Below are 15,842 nucleotides of genomic sequence, written 5' to 3'. Positions count from 1 at the left end.
TCAGACGCGCTCGAGGCGCGCGGGGATCCCCTGGCGCACGGCCGTGCCGGAGATCGCATCCACCCACACGCCCTCGTTGTTCCGCGTGGGGTCGCTGAGGCCCAGATCGTTAAGGTTGATGCCGGTGCGCAGGTCCGGACGGTCGGGCTGCGACTGATCGCCAATGCGATGGGCGCGCGCGCCCAGTTCGCGGTGGCCGTAGCCGTGCTCGATCGCCATCACGCCGCGCATCACGCCTTCATGCACGATCACGGTGCACTCGGCCGCCCCACCCGGGGTGCGGATGCGCGCGCTGTCGCCGGTCTGCAGGCCCAGCCGGGCCGCGTCGTCGGGATGCACGATGACCGGGTTGTCCGGGTGCAGGCCGGTGATGCGGGTAGCGATGCTGTAGGAGTTCTGCAGCGGCGACTTGTAGCTGACGATCTGCAGCGGCCAGTCCGCCTCGGTGTGCAGCGCACGCACCGGCGTACCGTCGAAGAAGGCCGGCGGCTGCCAGGTCGCGCAGCCGGTGAAGCGCTTGCCGGTGAGCGTGTTGCGGCTGCCACCGATGTTGTCGTTCCACAGCCACAGCGGCTTGGTGAAGCGGTGCACCTGCCAGTCCGGGCGTTCCGGGTCCTGCGCCTCGCCGGCGGGCTGGTAGCGTCCGCCGCGGGTGAACAGGAAGGCCACCTTGCGCCATTCCTCGGGCTTGAGCACCGACTCCAGCGCCGGGCGGATGCGCTCCACCCCCGACAGCGCCAGGTCCTCGTCGCTCGCATCGCCCACCGGCGCCTTGCCGGCGAAGGCGACGTTGGCACCGCCGCGCAGGTACCAGTCTTCCGGGCGTTCCAGCGGCAGGCGATTGCCGTCCATGTCGGCCAGCCCTTCCGGACCGAAACCCGGCAGGCCCATGGCCTTGGCGAGCGCGATGTAGAAGGTCTCCATGCCCACCGGCTGGCCGTCGGCCGCCTTCGCCGCCTTGGGCTCCACCACCGGCCAGCGCGCGGTGCTGGCCTTGGTTGGGACGCCGTTCCACGACGCAGCCCAGCCCCAGCTCTCGTACATGATCGAATCCGGCACGATGTAGTCGGCAAAGGTGTTGCTCTCGTTGATCAGCGGATCGACCGAGATGATCAGCGGCAGCTGCTTCGGATCGGCCAGGCCCGCTTCGATCAGCGGCCGGATGCCGGTGATGCCGTACATCGGGTTGCAGCTCCACAGGATCAGCGCCTTCAGGTTGTAGGGGTAGCCGCGCAACGCGCCGGTGAACCATTCGGTGCCGAGGCCCGGGGCATTGGGGAACCAGGCGTCGCGCGCCGGGTAGGCCTTGCCCTCGGCCTTGCGGCGGGCGAATTCGGCCGAGCGCTCGTAAGCCACGTTGCGCCCCAGCGGCGTGCCCGAAGGCTTGATCTGGCCGGGGAAACCGTCGAGGTCGTAGCGCGGACCGGCACCAGCATCCTTGAAGCCGCCGCCGTTGATGACGAAGCCGCCCTTGTAGTTCAGGTTGCCGATCAGGGCATTGAGCGTCACCACCGCGTAGGCGTTGTAGAAGCCGTTGCCTGCCATCATGCCGCCATGCGCCACCGCGCTCGCCTTGCGACCGTGGCGGGTGAATTCGTCCGCAAGGCCGACGATGATCTCCTCCGGAATGCCGCAGATTGCCGCGTACTCGGCAATCGTTTGCGTGCGTGCCGATTCGCGCAGCAGCTCGAACGCGGTCTTCAGCAGCACCGGCCTGTCGCCCAGCATCACGGTCGCGCCGTTCGCTTCCAGCGGCGCCGGGCCGGTCGCCGTGCCGGCCGGCACCGGCTGGCCGTCGGCGCCCAGCACCAGGTAGGGATCGGCGTCCTTGTAGCGCTCGGCCTCGGCCACCGTCATGCCGATGTCCGAGCCGCGCAGGAAACGGCCCTGACGCGGATGCCCGTCCTGCACGATCACCAGCCAGCTCGCGTTGGTGAAGGATGGCTCGCCGCCGGCTTCGGCCGCCTTCTGGTTCGGATGGGCGAGATAGGCGGTATTGACCCGGTCGTTGTCGAACATCCAGCGCATCATGCCCATCACCAGCGCACCGTCGGTGCCCGGGCGGATCGGCACCCAGCGCCCGCGGTCGCCGGCCGCCAGGTTGTTGGAGTTGTTCAGGACCGGATCGATCACCACGTAGTCCAGCGTGCCTTCGATGCGCCCCTTGGCAAGCTTGGCGCCGGTGATCTTGAACGGGTTGCCGGCGTTACCCGGCGCCGTGCCGATGAAGAGCACGAACTCCGCATTCGACAGGTCGGGCTTAGCATGCGGCATGGCCTTGAGGTCGCCGAACAGGGCGCCCGAGCCGGAACGGTAGGCGCCGCCGCAGTACGAGCCGTGGCCGACATGGTTGAGCGTGCCGTAGGCCTTGTTCCAGAAGCGCCGGCTGAAGGCCTCGCGGCCGTCGTTGACGCTGGTCAGCACGCCGACCTGATTCACCCGCGGCCCCAGTTCGGGCGCGTCGGCGTCGATCGGCGTCTTCAGGTCGCGCAACGCGGCCAGCCCCTCGACATGGCCTTCGCCGAACAGGTCGCCGCCCTCGACGACCTCCTTCACCAGCTGCTCGAAGGAAATCGGCTGCCACTGGCCGGAATTGCGCGGGCCGACGCGCTTGAGCGGTGTCAGCACGCGGAAGGGCGAATTCATCTGGTCCATCGCCGCATTACCGCGACCGCAGGCGGTCGAGCGCCCCGCCAGGCCCTTGTCCTGGAAGCGCGACAGGGCGATCAGGCTTTCCTTGACCGAGGCCTTCATCGGCAGATGCGGATCGGTCGATAGCGGGCTGTAAGGGTTGCCGCTGACACGGATGATGTTGCCGGTGGGCTTGTCGACGCGCACCCGAACGCCGCACAACGTGGTGCAGCCCAGACAGGCGGTGTAGCTGACCTGCTGATCGGGGTTGGGCGTGAGCTCGCCGGTGACCGGATCAACGGTGTACTCCGGCGCGGCCGAGCGGCCGTGGATGTGGCGGCCCTCGGCGATCTTCTCTTCTTCGGGGCCGGTGAAGTTGGCCACCATGCGGCCGAGGGTCTGCGAGAAGCCGGCGGCGACGGCAGCCAGGCCGCCGGCGGCGATGATTTCACGACGTTCGATTTTCATGATGCTTCTCCTTGGTCGCGCACGCTCAGGCGCCGGCCTTGTCGGTGGAACCGGCTGCGAGGCGGTCGAGCGGCAGCAAGGTGGTGATGAGAACGAAGAGGAAGACGCACAACCCGGCGGTACCGACGATGCCCATCAGGCCTTCGGGGCCGAGCGGCAGCGAGTAGCTGTAGTAGCCGGCGCCGGTCTTGGGCACTTCCTGGCCGCCGATGAAGATGGACCAGCGCATCATCCAGGCCGAATGCAGTGCCAGCAGGCCGATCAGCAGGCCGGAGCCGGGGCGCTTCCACGCCAGCAGCAGGGTCAGCACGGTCGCGGCGACCGCCCATGCGGCGGACAGCTGCCAGTTGGCCGAGGGGCCGACTTCGGCCAGCGCCCGGGCATGGACCGGCGAGACGCCGGACAGTCCCAGCGCCAGCCACAGCGCACCGATGGCCAGCGCAACGAGCTGGGTCGCTGCCAGCACATGCGCCAGGCTGCGGGTGCTCGCCGGGTTGCGGGCGCTGTAGCGGTTGAACAGCAGCGCCAGACCGGCGGCCCCGGCCAGCGCGGTCACGACGAACTGGACCGGCAGCAGCGGCGTGTTCCACAGCGGACGCGCCTGTACCACGGCCACTTCAGCCCCCGTGTACAGCGCCACCAGCGTGGCACCGACCAAGGCCAGCAGGGCCGCGGCCTTCAGCGCACCGCGACTTTCATGCCCGCCATAGGCGAGCAGGCCGGCCACAGCGGCCAGCTTGCCGCCGGCGGCGGCATGGCGCGCCAGGTCAGGACGCAAGGCCAGCCAGGCGTAGGTCAGCAAGCCGACCAGATACACCGGGATGAAGAACGCCCCCCACGACATCCACGAGGTGGGCGTGAAGTAGGCATAGAAATGCCAGAAGCGGCCCGGCTGGTGCAGGTCGGCCAGCAATGCCACCGGCGCGGCCAGGCCGCACACCAGCGCACCAAGCAGCGCCAGGCGCGAGATGCCCGCCCAGCCCGGACGGCGGAAGACGACGCCCGGCAGCGACAGCAGGAAGGCGCCGTAGGACAGGCCGATGAGGAAGAAGTACTGCACCGCCCACGGCAGCCACGCGACTTCACGCGCGACGTTGATGGTTTCTACGATGTTCGGGTTCATGATGGATCTCCTCGCGTGCGGTTCAGGCGTGCGGCAGGTTGCGGGGCTTCCACAGCGTGCCCTCGCCTTCGACCTTGCCGGTGAAGCGTTCGTCGAGGCCGATGTAGAACACCCGCGGCGCGGTCTCGAGCTCGGGCTTGAGCACCTTCAACTGCGGCTGCGCGTCCTTCAGGCGGCGGGCAAGCTCGCCGTCGGGGTCGTTGATGTCGCCGAAGATGCGCGCGCCGCCGACACAGGTCTCGACGCAGGCGGGCAACAGGCCGGCATCCACGCGGTGCGCGCAGAAGGTGCATTTGTCGGCCTTGTTGGTCTCGTGGTTGATGAAGCGCGCGTCGTAGGGACAGGCCTGCACGCAGTAGGCGCAGCCCACGCAGCGGTCGCCATCGACGGCGACGATGCCGTCCTCGCGCTTGTAGGTGGCGCTCACCGGGCACACCGGGATGCACGGCGGGTTGTCGCAATGGTTGCACAGGCGCGGCAGCACGTAGGTGCCGGCGGGCTGGGCGCTGTCGGTGAGCTTGACGCTGTAGGTCGACACGACGGTGCGGAAGCTGCCCTCGGGCACCGCGTTCTCCTGGATGCAGGACACGGTGCAGGCCTGGCAGCCGATGCACTTGCGCACGTCGATCAGCATCGCCCACTGGTGCTTGCCGGTGCTGGCGATCGCCGGCGTGGGCGCGATCGCCGCGGCAGCGGTGACCACCGGCACGCCGCGCAGGAAGGCACGGCGCGAGGGCGAGGCCGGGATTGCAGGGGATTCGGAACGGGACTTCATGACGGGACTCCAGGTGCCATTGGCGTGGTTGCCACTCTAGGCCTCCGATGTCCCTACAGAAATTGGGGAAATGAGGCAGCGCGCTAGATGGTTTTACCTATTGCGCCTCCCCTTGCCCGATGCCCTCCTGCCCGCCGCCGCGCCCGCCGCGTGCCACGGCCGGCCACGCGCCGCATAATCGCGTCATCCGCAAGAGGGACCGCAACGCATGGCAGCGACGCACGAACCACGACACCACCACGATCACGACCATTCCCACGCGCACGACCACGAACACGTGCATGGCGGACATGGGCACGGCCATCACCATCACGACCACGCCGCCAGCCGCTACCTGCCGCTGGCGCTCGCGCTGACGCTCGGCTTCGCCGCAGTCGAGGCGCTGGCGGGCTGGTGGTCGGGTTCGCTGGCGCTGCTGGGCGACGCCGGACACATGGTCACCGACGCGCTGTCGCTCGGGCTGGCCGCGATTGCGGCGCGCATTGCGCTGCGCCCGACGGGTCCGCGCCACTCCTATGGCCTGCGTCGGGTCGAGGCGCTCGCAGCGCTGGCCAACAGCCTGTTCATGCTCGCCGTGGTGGCCCTGCTGCTGTGGCAGGCGGTGCTTCGGCTGCTCGAGCCACGCGAGATCGCCGGCGAGATGGTGACGCTGGTGGCGCTGGGCGGCCTCGTGCTCAACCTCGCCGTCGCCTGGCTGCTGACCCGCGGCGAAGGCGACCTCAACACCCGCGGCGCGCTGCTGCACGTGATGGGCGACCTGCTCGGCTCGGTGGCGGCGCTCGGCTCCGGCCTCGTCATCCAGTTCACCGGCTGGACGCCGATCGATCCGCTGCTGACCATGCTGATCTGCGGCCTGATCCTGTTCTCCACGCTGTCGCTGCTGCGCAACGTGCTGCATACCCTGCTCGAAGGCGTGCCCGACGGCCTGTCGCTGCCCGAAGTGGGCCGCAGCATGGCGGCGGTGCCCGGCGTGCGCTCGGTCCATGACCTCCACATCTGGAGCCTGGATTCGCGCCGCACCGCGCTGTCGGCTCACATCCTGCTCAACGGCGAACAGCCATGGCAGGCCGTGCTGGATGCGGAACGGGCGCTGCTGCACGCGCGCTTCGCCATCGAGCACGTCACCCTGCAGCCCGAACTGCCCCCCGCCGTCCCGCTCGTGTTCACGCCCCGCAATTCCAGCGCCAGGGTCGATCACGGATAATCGGCGCTACGCAACAGGAGTCCTCCATGCATTCAGCCCAGGAACTGGTCAGCCAGATCGAAGCCCTGACCTCGCTGCCGACGGTATACGAACGCGTGCGCGAGCAACTGGAGTCGCCGGACGGATCGGTGTTCGAGGTCGCGCGCCTGGTCTCGGCTGACCCGGCCCTCACAGCCCGGCTGCTGCGCCTGGTCAACAGCGCGATGTACGGCTATCGGGGCGAGATCGACAACGTCGTGCGCGCGGTGCAGATCCTTGGCCTGCAGCAGGTTCACGACCTCGTGCTGGCGATGTCGCTGCATGCGGTGTTCGCAGGCATCCGCCCTGCGCAGCTGGACATGAACCGCTTCTGGCGCGAGAGCGTGCTGTGTGCGCTGGCGTCCCACGCCATCGCACAACGGACGGGCGCGGTCGCGGCGGAACGCAGTTTCGTGATGGGCCTGCTGGCCGACATCGGCCACCTCGTGCTGTTCCAGACCGCGCCGGAACTGGCCGCGGAGGCCCGCACGATTGCCGGGCAAGGCGGAGAGCCCCTGCACCTCGTCGAAAGGCGGATCGTCGGCTGCGACTTCGCCGAGGTCGGCGCGACGCTGATGGACCAGTGGCGGGTGCCCCGAGCCTTCGCCGAAGCCATCGGTGCGCAGACGCTGCCGCGGCTCGGCGGAGAACACGCCGCCGACGCCGCAGCACTCAACCTGGCCAGCCACATCGTCGCCGCGGACAGGATTGGCGAGTCGAGCGAACAGGTCGGCGCCCGCATCGACCAGACCGTGTGGGACCTGCTCGAACTCGATGCGGAATGCATCGCCGCAGTGCGCGAGGAGGCCGAACTGAACCTCGCGGCCTACCTGTCCCTGTTCTTCCCGTCTGCCCCCCGCCGGGTCGCCAGAGACCTCTAAACCCGCGAGAACACTGGGTTTTCGTACAAGAAACGGGCCGCTTGTTGCTACTACATCTAGTATTATTTTTTTAAATGCAACACAAAAGAAACAATTAAGAGACTGTTTTTAAAGCATTTTATTTTTTTGCGCTAACGCGGTTTAGGCGCTATTCTTCAGTCCGTTTTCTGAACTACCCACGGATGAAGAAAAAGACCATGAGCGAGACCACCAGCGCACCCACCCAAGGCAACGTCAAGCCCACCGCCGCTAACCTGGCAATGCAGGAAATCTCGGGCGAAGTCCTCATCGAGAAATATGCCAAGGGCGACGAGCAGACCGTTGCGCAGGTGCGCCAGCGCGTCGCGCGTGCCCTTGCCGCGATCGAGGCCGAAGACAAGCGCGCCCACTGGGAGGCGAAGTTCCTCGAGGCGCAGGAAAAGGGCTTCGTGCCCGCCGGCCGCATCAACAGTGCCGCGGGCACCACGCTGGCCGCCACGCTGATCAACTGCTTCGTGCAGCCGGTCGGCGACTCGGTGACCGAAGCCGTCGATGGCCGTCCCGGCATCTACACCGCGCTGGCCCAGGCCGCCGAAACCATGCGCCGCGGTGGCGGCGTGGGTTACGACTTCTCGTCGATCCGTCCGAAGGGCGCGCTGGTCAAGGGCACGGCCTCCAACGCCTCCGGCCCGGTGTCCTACATGCGCGTGTTCGACCGCTCGTGCGAAACGGTCGAATCGGCCGGCGCCCGCCGCGGCGCGCAGATGGGCGTGCTGCGCTGCGACCATCCGGACATCGAGGAATTCATCCACGCCAAGGACGAAGGCGACCTCACCAACTTCAACATCTCGGTCGGCGTCACCGACCCCTTCATGCAGGCCGTCGAGGCCGACGGCGACGTCGAGCTGGTGCACAAGGCCGAGCCCACCGAAGAACTGAAGGACGCCGGCGCCTACCAGCGCGACGACGGCCTGTGGGTGTACCGCAAGGTGCGCGCGCGCGAACTGTGGGACCAGGTCATGCGCTCGACCTACGACCACGCCGAGCCGGGCATCCTGTTCCTCGACCGCATGAACCAGGACAACAACCTGTACTACTGCGAGACCATCGAGGCCACCAACCCCTGCGCCGAACAGCCGCTGCCGCCCTACGGCTGCTGCTGCCTGGGCTCGATCAACCTCACGCCCTTCGTCAAGAACCCGTTCACCGACAAGGCCGAGTTCGACTACGCCGGCTTCGGCAAGGTGGTCGACGTCTCCATCCGCATGCTCGACAACGTGCTCGAAGCGACCCACTGGCCGCTCGCGCAACAGCACGCCGAAGCGCAATCCAAGCGCCGCGTGGGCCTGGGCTTCACCGGCCTGGGTGACGCGCTGATCATGCTCGGCAAGCGCTACGACACCCCTGAAGCGCGCGAGGAAGCACGCAAGATCTCCGAGTTCATGCGCAACCGCGCCTACCTGGCCTCGTCCGACCTGGCCAAGGAGCGCGGCGCCTTCCCGCTGTTCAACGCCGACCTGTACCTCTCGGGCGGCAACTTCGCCTCGCGCCTGCCGGCCGAGGTGAAGGACAAGATCCGCAAGAACGGCATCCGCAACTCGCACCTGCTGTCGATCGCGCCCACCGGCACCATCAGCCTGGCCTTCGCCGACAACGCCTCCAACGGCATCGAACCGCCCTTCTCCTACACCTACACCCGCCGCAAGCGCATGGCCGACGGCACCTTCAAGGAGTATGCGGTCGAGGACTACGCGTGGCGCCTGTACCGCCACCTCGGCGGCAACGTGGACAAGCTGCCGGAATCCTTCGTCACCGCGCTGGAGATCTCCGCGCAGGCGCACAAGGACATGGTCGCCGCGGTCGCGCCCTACATCGACACGTCCATCTCCAAGACGGTGAACGTGCCCGAGGACTACCCGTACGCAGAGTTCGAGGACCTCTACCTCACCGCGTGGAAGGCCGGCCTGAAGGGCCTCGCCACCTACCGCCCCAACAACGTGCTGGGCTCCGTGCTGTCGGTGACCCCGACCGCCGAGCAGAAGCAGCCGCACGACGTCGAGATCGTCGACGCCAACAAGCGCCTGTCGATCAAGAGCCTGCCCGCCCCGGTGCTGTCCAGCCTACGCTGGCCCGGCCGCCCCGAGATGCCGGACGGCAACATGGCCTGGACCTACATGCTCAACACCCCGACCGGCGACTTCGCGCTGTTCGTCGGCCAGTTCGGCACCAATGGCGGCACCTTCCCGTTCGAAGTGTGGGTGAACGGCGCCGACCAGCCGCGCGGCCTGGGTGCGGTGGCGAAGACCCTGTCGATGGACATGCGCGCCAACGACCGCGCCTGGCTCAAGCTCAAGCTCGACACCCTGGCCCGCACCGTCGGCGAGCGCTCGTTCGAGATGCCCTTCCCGCCGCACGGCGAGAAGAAGCTGGTGCCCGGCGTGGTGTCGGCCTTCGCCCAGGTCGTCAACTACCGCTGCGAGAAGCTCGGCGTGTTCGACAAGGAAGACGAGAGCAACGGTGTGCTCGACACCCTGTTCAGCCTCGAAGAGCCCAAGACCGGCACCGACGGCACGCTGTCGTGGACGGTGGACATCTACAACCCGGCCACCAGTGAAGACTTCGTGCTCGGCCTGAAGGAAATCACCCTGCCGGACGGCGTCACCCGCCCGTACTCGGTGTGGCTGTCGGGCAACTACCCGCGCGCCCTGGACGGCCTGACCCGCATCCTGTCGCTCGACATGCGCGTCATGGATCCGGCCTGGATCGGCATGAAGCTGCGCAAGCTGCTCGACTACCCCGAGCCGCTGGGCGACTTCATGGCCTTCGTGCCCGGCACCCGCCGCCAGCAGAACTGGCCCAGCACCGTGGCCTATCTGGCGCAGCTCATCATCCACCGCTACGCCATGCTCGGCGTGCTGGATGAAAAGGGCTATCCGACGCGCGAGATGGGCATTCTCGAATCGCCGCGTGACGACAACGAGCCCAAGCTGATGCAGGGCGCGCTGTGCACCGAATGCGGCAACCACACGGTGATCCGCAAGGACGGTTGCGACTTCTGCACGGCCTGCGGTGCAGTGGGGACCTGCGGCTGATTCCGGGATCAGGGCTGAATCGGGGGCAAGCCCCCAACTGAAAAGGGGTGCCGCTCGGCACCCCTTTTTCATATCGTCCGTCCCCATGCGCAGGCCCGCGCGCGTCCAGACCCCGCGTCCGCCTTGAACTGCAGCCCTGTTTGATCGAGAATCGCATCTCGACACATCCCAGAAATCGCGTGCTGCACACACACGCGGTATTCCCCGAAACACCCGGGCCGCTCCGAGGCGCCGGGAAGACCGCTGAAGGCATTCCACATCATGAGCGCTCGCGCCGCGCCCTGCTGCCCCGAATGTGGTGCGAGCCGCTGCCGCGAGTCACGCTGGCGCTCACACGAAGAGAAGCTCTCCCATCCGGGCGGCCAGCCTTACCGCTGCCTGGCCTGCTCCCATCGCTTCATCGCCGCGCTGCCGGTGCGCAACAGCATGCGCACACCACGGACGGGCTCCTTGGCGACGCTTGTCGCCGCGGTGCTACTGGCAGGCATCGGCCTGGTTGCCGCCGCGCTGCTAACCCGCGAGGACAACGGCGAGGCGAGCGTTGCCGCAGAGCAGGAGGCGCCCCCGACCTCGAGTACGCTCGAAGCCGCCAAGGCCGGCGACCCCGAGGCGCAGTACCGTATCGGGCGCGCCGCCCTGCTCGACACCTCGCACGGCAAGGCCGCGGGCGCCGAAGCGGTACATTGGCTCAGCCGTGCCGCCGCCAGCGGACATTCGGGCGCGATGCTGCAACTGGGCAAGCTCTACCGCAGCGGCGTGGGCGTGCCGCAGAACTACGCGTACGCAGAGAAATGGGTGCGTGCGTCGGCCAATGCCGGCAACACCGATGGCATGGTGGAGCTTGGCCGGCTCTACCGCAGCGGCCTGGGGGTGGAGCAGAACGCGATCACGGCCTACGTCTGGTTCAATCGCGCGGCCGCGCAGATGAACATGGATGGCGTGCATGAGCGCGACAGCATCGCGCTGAAGCTGTCCGCGGACGAATTGAAGGCCGCGCAGGCAGAATCCGTCGCGGCCGAGGGCGATCCGGCGCTGCCGCTGTCGGGCCCGATCGCACGGGACTAGGCGGGCGCGACAGGCCGCGCCCGCGACAAGACTTACTCGGCGCCGCCGACGCGGCCGGCATAGGTCCAGCCCTTGTCCACGGCATAACTGAACACGAAGCCGGTCGGGCCATCGACGAACAGGCTCACCGGCTGGCCGGCGCCCGGCACGGGCGCGTCGACATTGCCCGCTGCTGCATTGCGGCCCGCGAACTTCCAGCCTTCTTCCGGCAGGTAAACAAAGGCGCCGCCCGTCGGCTGGTCGAGCATCACGGCCAGGGGTTGGGTCTGCATGGCGGAGTCGGCCAGCGCAACCTTCATGGTGGCGGTCTCGGCGAGGGCGGGCGCAGCCGCCAGGCCAAGCGCGAGGGCGGCAGCAATGAAATGCGTGCGAGTTGTCATGATCGGTTCCTGATAGTTGGCAAAGGGGCGCGTTCGCATCGGTCGCTTCGAGCCCGGGCCGGCATTCGCGCAGCCGGGAAGCACCGATGTGCGGCGACAGCACTTGCTGCACCGCAACACAATGGCTGCAGTATAGCCGCCCCGCTGCGCGCGACAAACCGTCTTTTCAAACAAGTTTCTGATTTATCGATAGAAAGTACGAATTCAAGCGCAGCTGAAGGCCTCATTCCCGCGCCCTCCGCCACCCCGTTCAAGGGGTCCGAAATCCCCGATTGACAAGGCTCCGCCCGGTCTGAGACCTTCGGCTGTACAGGAGCCCGACATCCCCGAGCGATTTCACCCCGCCGGACGGGTCTCCGTGACGCATTTCACGACAACCCAGCCACGCCGCAGGAGTCGATCCGATGAACCGCGCCGCCGCACCGTCACGTCCGATTCGCCTGCTGCTCAACGACGAGGCCGTCGAGATCGCTGACTGCGCCCCCAGCCGCAGCCTGCTGGCGTGGCTGCGCGAATCGCGCGGACTCCGTGGCACCAAGGAGGGCTGCGCCGAGGGCGACTGCGGCGCCTGCACGGTGGTCGTCGGGGAACTCGACCCGTCCGCCCCGGACGGCGTCCGCCTCGCCGCCCTCAACGCCTGCATCCAGTTCCTGCCAGCACTCGACGGCAAGGCGGTATTCACCGTGGAGGGCATCCGCGCAGCGGACGGCAGCCTGCACCCGGCGCAGCAGGCCATGATCGACTGCCACGGCTCGCAGTGCGGCTTCTGCACCCCGGGTTTCGTGATGTCCTTGTGGGCGCACTACACGAACGCGTCCGCTGACGCATCGCGCCCGCCAACTGAAGCCGCGCGCAGCGCGCTGAGCGGCAACCTGTGCCGCTGCACCGGCTACCGCCCCATCCTCGACGCCGCGCAGCGCATGTTCGAGTTGCCCGCAGCAGCGTTCGACCGCGCCGCACTGCGGGACCGGCTGCGCAGCCTGGACACCGGCGCGCCCCTGGACCTCCATCACCCCGCAGGCCGCTTCCGCGCCCCCCGCACGCTCGACGCGCTGCTTGCCGCCCGCGCGGAATCGCCCAATGCGACGCTGCTGGCCGGCTGCACCGATATCGGCCTGTGGGTGACGAAGCAGCTTCGCGACCTCGCCGACGTCATTCATCTTGGCACCGTGGATGAGCTGAAACGGATCGATGTGCACGATGGCCGGCTGCGCATCGGCGCCGGCGCGAGCCTCACCGCGGCCTGGTCGGCGCTGGTCGCACACTGGCCGCAGCTGGCCGAGATTGCCGAACGCTTCGCCTCGCCACCGATCCGCAACGCCGGCACGCTCGGCGGCAATGTCGCCAACGGTTCGCCCATCGGCGATTCCATGCCGGCACTGATCGCGCTCGGCGCCAGCGTCGAACTTGCAAGTGTGCGCGGACGACGTCGCCTGCCACTGGAGGCCTTGTACATGGGCTACCGACAAACCGCGATGATGCCCGACGAGCTCCTGACCGCGATCGAAGTGCCGCTGCCCGACGCTGGCCAGGTGTTCCGCAGCTACAAGCTCGCCAAGCGTTTCGACTCCGACATCTCCGCCGTCTGCGCCGCGTTCGCGCTGCGTTTCGCGCCGGCTGCCAGCAGCGCCGTGCCGCGGATTGACGACGCGCGCATTGCCTTCGGCGGCATGGCGGCGACACCGCGCCGCGCCACGGTCGCCGAGGCGGCCCTCGCCGGCCAGCCGTGGAGCGAGGCGACGGTCCGCGCCGCGATGGCTGCGCTCGACGCCGACTACGCGCCGCTCACCGACCTGCGTGCCAGCGCCGACTATCGCCGCCGCGTGGCGCGCAACCTGCTGTGGCGCCTCTGGCTCGAAACCCGCCCGCAGGACCCGCTGCCCGGCACCGCAACCCGGGTGTCCGCGCTGCGCGAAGGAGCACCGCGATGAGCCGCCCCGTCCCGCCGCACGAGTCCGCCCACCTGCACGTCACCGGCGGCGCCCCGTATGTGGATGACCTGCCCGAACTCGCCGGCACACTGCACTGCGCCCTCGGCCTGTCGCCACATGCGCATGCACGGATCACGGCCCTCGACCTCGAGGCCGTGCGCGCGGCGCCCGGCGTACGCGCGGTGCTCACCGCGGCCGACATTCCCGGTCTGAACGACTGCGGCGCCGTGCTGCACGACGAGCCGATCCTGGCCGCGGGCGAAGTCCATTACCTCGGCCAGCCGGTGTTCGCCGTCGTCGCCGACACGCGCGAACAGGCGCGCCACGCCGCGCGCCATGTCGCGGCAGATTACGCGCCGCTGCCCGCCGTGCTCGATCCGCTCGAAGCCCGCCGCCAGCAGTCCTGGGTGCTGCCGCCGCTCAAGCTCGCCTGCGGCGATGCCGGCGCGGCCCTCGCCGACGCCCCGCTGCAGCTTGCCGGCCGCGCCCGGGTCGGCGCGCAGGAGCACTTCTATCTCGAGGGCCAGATCGCCTACGCCTGGCCGACGGAGGATGGCGACCTGCACCTGCACAGCTCCACCCAGCACCCGACCGAGATGCAGCACGCCGTGGCGACCATGCTCGGCGTGACCAGCAACAGGGTGCGGGTCGAGGTGCGGCGCATGGGCGGCGGCTTCGGCGGCAAGGAGTCGCAGTCCGCCGTGTTCGCCTGCATCGCGGCGCTGGCCGCACACCGGCTGCAGCGCCCGGTGAAGCTGCGACCCGACCGCGACGACGACATGCTCGTCACCGGCAAGCGCCACGCCGTGCATTACGACTGGGCTGCCGGCTTCGGGGCCGACGGCCTGCTGCACGGCGTGCGCATCGACATGGTGCTCGACGCCGGCTGGTCGGCCGACCTCAGCGGCCCGGTCGCAACGCGCGCCGTCTGCCATGTCGACAACGCCTACTACCTGCCCGCGGCCGACATCTCCGCCTGCTGCGCGCGCACCAACCGCCAGTCGAGCACCGCCTTCCGCGGCTTCGGCGGACCGCAGGGCGCCTTCGCGATCGAGCACATCCTCGACGACATCGCCTACACCACCGGCCTGGACCCGCTGGACGTGCGCAAGCGCAACTTCTACGCGGCACAGGCCGGTACCGGCCGCGACACCACGCCCTACGGCCAGCCGGTCGCCGACAACGTCATCCACGCCCTGGTCGCGCAGCTGGAAGAAGACAGCGACTACCGCGCCCGCCGCGCGAACATTGCCGCCTTCAACGCCGGCAGCCCGGTGATACGCAAGGGGCTGGCGCTGACACCGGTGAAGTTCGGCATCTCCTTCAACCTCAGCCACCTCAACCAGGCCGGCGCGCTGGTGCATGTCTATACCGACGGCTCGGTACTGGTGAACCACGGCGGCACCGAGATGGGCCAGGGTCTCAACACCAAGGTCGCGCAAGTGGTGGCGCACACGCTGGGCGTGCCGCTGGCGCGCATCCGCTGCACCGCCACCGACACCGGCAAGGTCGCCAACACCTCGGCCACGGCGGCGTCGAGCGGCTCGGACCTCAACGGCAAGGCCGCCGAAGCCGCCGCGCGCCGCATCCGCGGCCGCCTGGCCGCGTTCGCCGCCGAGCGGGCCAGCGTTGCCGCCGCCGACGTGGTGTTCGCCGACGACCAGGTGCAGGCCGGTGCCGCACGCACCCCTTTCGCCCAGCTCGTGCGCGAGGCCTACGTCGCCCGCGTGCAGCTGTGGTCCGACGGTTTCTACGCCACCCCCGGCCTGCACTGGGACGCCCGCACGCTCACCGGCCACCCCTTCTACTATTTCGCCTACGGCGCGGCGGTGTCCGAAGTCGCGCTCGATACCCTGACCGGCGAATGGACGCTGCTGCGGGCCGACCTATTGCACGACGCCGGCCGCTCGATCAACCCGGCGATCGACCGCGGCCAGGTCGAGGGCGGCTTCATGCAGGGCCTGGGCTGGCTGACGCTGGAGGAGCTGGTGTGGAACGACGAGGGCCGCCTGCTGACGCACGCGCCCTCCACCTACAAGATTCCGGCCGTCCACGACTGCCCGCCCGATTTCCGTGTGCGGCTGTTCGACAACGTCAACCGCGAGGACACCATCCTGCGCTCCAAGGCGGTGGGTGAACCGCCGCTGCTGCTGGCGTTCTCGGTGTTCTTCGCCCTCCGCGACGCGCTCGGCAGCCTCGCCGGACACCGCGTCGCGCCGCCGCTCGATGCGCCGGCGACGCCCGAAGCGATCCTCCGCGCCGCCGACGCGATGCGGGAGATCCGCGGGACTTGAG

General features: G+C 68.8%; 10 protein-coding genes. 6 read left to right on the top strand and 4 right to left on the bottom strand.

Annotated features, from left to right (window positions below; translation table 11 throughout):
- Genes AC731_RS00475 through dsrO form a run of 3 tightly spaced genes read right to left on the bottom strand, consistent with a single transcriptional unit; the run spans position 1 to position 4,997 of the window.
- Positions 1-3,099 (bottom strand): molybdopterin dinucleotide binding domain-containing protein, encoded by a 3,099-nt coding sequence (locus AC731_RS00475; RefSeq protein WP_048708631.1) that lies wholly within the window; start codon positions 3,097-3,099, stop codon positions 1-3.
- Positions 3,100-3,124: 25 nt separating this feature from the next.
- Positions 3,125-4,222 (bottom strand): NrfD/PsrC family molybdoenzyme membrane anchor subunit, encoded by a 1,098-nt coding sequence (gene nrfD, locus AC731_RS00470; protein WP_048708629.1) that lies wholly within the window; start codon positions 4,220-4,222, stop codon positions 3,125-3,127.
- A gap of 22 nt (positions 4,223-4,244) precedes the next feature.
- A complete protein-coding gene (gene dsrO, locus AC731_RS00465; protein ID WP_004259302.1) occupies positions 4,245-4,997 on the bottom strand; it encodes a sulfate reduction electron transfer complex DsrMKJOP subunit DsrO in 753 nt (250 codons plus the stop codon).
- 208 nt (positions 4,998-5,205) lie between these two features.
- Between dsrO and AC731_RS00460 the strand changes: the two genes are divergently transcribed.
- The 4 genes from AC731_RS00460 (at position 5,206) to AC731_RS00445 (ending at position 11,236) form a co-directional block, all read left to right on the top strand.
- Positions 5,206-6,201, top strand: coding sequence for a cation diffusion facilitator family transporter (locus AC731_RS00460; RefSeq protein WP_048708627.1), 996 nt, complete (start codon positions 5,206-5,208; stop codon positions 6,199-6,201).
- A gap of 26 nt (positions 6,202-6,227) precedes the next feature.
- Positions 6,228-7,100 (top strand): HDOD domain-containing protein, encoded by an 873-nt coding sequence (locus tag AC731_RS00455; protein ID WP_048708625.1) that lies wholly within the window; start codon positions 6,228-6,230, stop codon positions 7,098-7,100.
- Between the two features lie 197 nt (positions 7,101-7,297).
- Positions 7,298-10,171, top strand: coding sequence for an adenosylcobalamin-dependent ribonucleoside-diphosphate reductase (locus AC731_RS00450; RefSeq protein WP_038011581.1), 2,874 nt, complete (start codon positions 7,298-7,300; stop codon positions 10,169-10,171).
- A 261-nt stretch (positions 10,172-10,432) separates the two neighbouring features.
- Entirely contained in the window at positions 10,433-11,236 is an 804-nt protein-coding gene (locus AC731_RS00445; protein ID WP_048708623.1) for a tetratricopeptide repeat protein, read from the top strand.
- 32 nt (positions 11,237-11,268) lie between these two features.
- Here the strand turns inward: AC731_RS00445 and AC731_RS00440 are convergent, their stop codons facing one another.
- Entirely contained in the window at positions 11,269-11,616 is a 348-nt protein-coding gene (locus AC731_RS00440; RefSeq protein WP_038011568.1) for a hypothetical protein, read from the bottom strand.
- A gap of 404 nt (positions 11,617-12,020) precedes the next feature.
- Between AC731_RS00440 and xdhA the strand changes: the two genes are divergently transcribed.
- Both xdhA and xdhB read left to right on the top strand, forming a co-directional pair.
- Entirely contained in the window at positions 12,021-13,547 is a 1,527-nt protein-coding gene (gene xdhA, locus AC731_RS00435; protein ID WP_048708621.1) for a xanthine dehydrogenase small subunit, read from the top strand.
- Positions 13,544-15,841, top strand: a complete 2,298-nt coding sequence (xdhB, locus tag AC731_RS00430; protein WP_053085856.1) for a xanthine dehydrogenase molybdopterin binding subunit — start codon at positions 13,544-13,546, stop codon at positions 15,839-15,841. Before xdhA ends, xdhB begins: the two co-directional genes overlap by 4 nt.
- Position 15,842: the final 1 nt, after the last annotated feature.

The organism is Thauera humireducens, from assembly GCF_001051995.2.
Lineage (GTDB): Bacteria > Pseudomonadota > Gammaproteobacteria > Burkholderiales > Rhodocyclaceae > Thauera > Thauera humireducens.
Note: the sequence above shows the minus strand (reverse complement) of the source record. Positions and strands in the feature narration are given on the sequence as shown.

Bases quoted from the DNA above. Each gene is read 5' to 3' on its own strand.
- AC731_RS00475 (WP_048708631.1), bottom strand. From the start codon at position 3,099: ATGAAAATCGAACGTCGTGAAATCATCGCCGCCGGCGGCCTGGCTGCC.
- nrfD (WP_048708629.1), bottom strand. From the start codon at position 4,222: ATGAACCCGAACATCGTAGAAACCATCAACGTCGCGCGTGAAGTCGCG.
- dsrO (WP_004259302.1), bottom strand. From the start codon at position 4,997: ATGAAGTCCCGTTCCGAATCCCCTGCAATCCCGGCCTCGCCCTCGCGC.
- AC731_RS00460 (WP_048708627.1), top strand. From the start codon at position 5,206: ATGGCAGCGACGCACGAACCACGACACCACCACGATCACGACCATTCC.
- AC731_RS00455 (WP_048708625.1), top strand. From the start codon at position 6,228: ATGCATTCAGCCCAGGAACTGGTCAGCCAGATCGAAGCCCTGACCTCG.
- AC731_RS00450 (WP_038011581.1), top strand. From the start codon at position 7,298: ATGAGCGAGACCACCAGCGCACCCACCCAAGGCAACGTCAAGCCCACC.
- AC731_RS00445 (WP_048708623.1), top strand. From the start codon at position 10,433: ATGAGCGCTCGCGCCGCGCCCTGCTGCCCCGAATGTGGTGCGAGCCGC.
- AC731_RS00440 (WP_038011568.1), bottom strand. From the start codon at position 11,616: ATGACAACTCGCACGCATTTCATTGCTGCCGCCCTCGCGCTTGGCCTG.
- xdhA (WP_048708621.1), top strand. From the start codon at position 12,021: ATGAACCGCGCCGCCGCACCGTCACGTCCGATTCGCCTGCTGCTCAAC.
- xdhB (WP_053085856.1), top strand. From the start codon at position 13,544: ATGAGCCGCCCCGTCCCGCCGCACGAGTCCGCCCACCTGCACGTCACC.